Source organism: Actinoplanes sp. DH11 (genome assembly GCF_020873875.1).
Taxonomy (GTDB): Bacteria; Actinomycetota; Actinomycetes; order Mycobacteriales; family Micromonosporaceae; genus Actinoplanes.
Window position 1 is genome coordinate 1 of record NZ_JAHWGU010000065.1, and the last position, 2,214, is coordinate 2,214.

At 67.6% G+C, this 2,214-nt stretch carries 2 protein-coding genes; both read right to left on the bottom strand.

All coding sequences use genetic code 11. From position 1 onward, the window contains the following. Positions 1-64: 64 nt before the first annotated feature. Positions 65-883, bottom strand: coding sequence for an IS21-like element helper ATPase IstB (gene istB, locus LPA41_RS40710; protein ID WP_229076848.1), 819 nt, complete (start codon positions 881-883; stop codon positions 65-67). Next, positions 883-2,139 (bottom strand): IS21 family transposase, encoded by a 1,257-nt coding sequence (gene istA / locus LPA41_RS40715; RefSeq protein WP_229076849.1) that lies wholly within the window; start codon positions 2,137-2,139, stop codon positions 883-885. Before istA ends, istB begins: the two co-directional genes overlap by 1 nt. Positions 2,140-2,214: the final 75 nt, after the last annotated feature.

Here is a 2,214-nt window from a genome sequence, read left to right on the forward strand (position 1 = left end):
TGTCAGCGCTTTCTGAAATCTGACCCTCTGCGGGTTCGGGAAAGTTGACCCCACGGACCTGCGGTTATGAGCGGTTGGCGCGTGTTTCTCTGGCGAGGAGTTCTCGCCGGTGACGGGTTCGGTAGGAGTCGCCGGTGAGGGTGAGGACCTCGGCGTGATGGACGAGGCGGTCGATCATCGCGGCGGCGACGATGTCGTCGGCGAAGGTTTCGCCCCAGCGGCCGAACGGCAGGTTCGAGGTGACCATGATCGAGCCTTGTTCATAGCGTGAGGCGATGAGCTGGAAGAACAGGTTGGCCGCGTCCTGATCGAACGGGATGTAGCCCACTTCGTCGACCACGATCAGTTTGTAGCGGCGGATTTTCTTCAGCTCGGCGTCGAGCCGGCCTGCCTGGTGCGCGGTGGCTAGCCGGGTGATCCAGTTGCTGGCGGTGTCGAACAGCACCGAGTAGCCGGCGTGGGCGGCCTTGATGGCCAGTCCGATGGCCAGGTGGGTCTTGCCGATTCCGGGCGGGCCCAGCAGGAGCACGTTCTCGGCTTTGGCGACGAACGTGCCGGTGGCCAGGTGCGCCAGCACGTCGCGGCGCAGTGACGGCAGGTGGTCGAGGTTGAAGTCTTCCAGGGTCTTGACCTGCGGGAAGTGGGCGGTGCGGATGCGCATCGTGGTGCCCTTGGACTCCCGGTCGGCGACCTGCCGTTGCAGGACCGCGGCCAGGTATTCCTCGTGCGACCAGTTCTCCTCGCGGGCCTGGACGGCCAGCTCTTCCCAGAACGCTGCGATCGTGGGGGTCTTGAGGACCCGGGTCAGATAGCCGATCAGTGACGGGAGCCCGTCACCGGCCGCGGCCCGGGCTGGTGTTCTGCTCTTCGTTGCTGTGCTCACTACTGGTTGCTCGCTTCCGTCGGTGGGTTGAAATCGACGCCGAACAGGGCGTCGTAGTCCGGCAGTGCGCGCATGGTCACGGCGTGACCGTCGGCGTGGTAGCGGGTCGCGGCCTGCCGGCGGCGGCGTTGCTCGGCGAACTCCTGCCGCAGTGCGGCGGCGGTCTGCTTGTGGCCGGGGTCGGTGATCACGGCCTGTTTGGCCCAGCTGCGCTGATGCCAGGCGACGAGGTGGCCATCGCAGTGGACGGCGACGGTGTCCAGCGTGGCGGTCACGTCGACGAACCGGCCGATCGCCCGCGGATCGACCGAGTAGTCCACGGTGTCGACCCGCACGTAGTAGTCACGGCCCAGCCGCACCCGCTCACGAAGCCCGACCGCCGGTGCCGTCGGCGGCAGGGCCAGCAACGACGGATACTCGACGGTGAGGAGGTCCACCGGCCGGCCCTGGATCGAGCGGACCGTGCGGGCGTTGGCGAACGGCAGCCACTCGGCCAGCTGGGCGTTGAAATCGGCCGGTGAGGCGAACGTGCGGCCGGGCAGGAACGAGGTCTCCAGGAATCCGTTGGCGCGTTCGACCATGCCCTTGAACTCCGCGTCCCGCGGCGGCGCCAGCTGGATCCTGGTTGCGAGGGTGCCGGCGAACGTCGCCGCCGGGACGCTGACCCGGCCGGTCCCGCCGATCGCTGATTCCCGATCCCACAACAGCGTGCTGGTCACCCGGCCGACACCCTGGATCAGCAGCCACATCCCGGCCAGGATGTCCCCGGCCTGCCGCGACGGGATCATCACCGCGGTCATGAACCGGGAGAACGCCAACGTCATCACCAGTACCGGCAACATCCGGTCCTGCCCGACCGCGACCGGAATCCGCGGCTCCGGGAACCACAGGTCACACTGCGTCAACCGGCCCGGCTCATAGACCACCCGATCCACCGGATCCACGCCCACGTATTCCGGCCGGATCCGCGTCAGCAGCTTCTTCAACGGGCTCAGCGAATGCGGCCAGCCGACCCTCCGGGCGATCTCCGGCGCCGGCATCCGCGGCCAGTCGACCAGCAACGCTCGCACCTGCGGCTCGAACGCATCCGCCACCGACCCCCGAGGCGCCCGCTCATACTTCGGCGCCCGGTCCGAGGTCAACGCCGACCGCACCGTGTTCCGAGCAATCTTCAGCCGCCGAGCGATCTCCTTGATGGGCACACCCTCGGCCCGATGCAGCCGACGGATCTCAGCCCAGTCCTCCACCTTCAACACCCCTTCCAAGATCAAGGAGGAAGGGGGTCAACTTTCCCGGATCCCTACGGGGTCACTCTTCAGGAAGCGGCGACA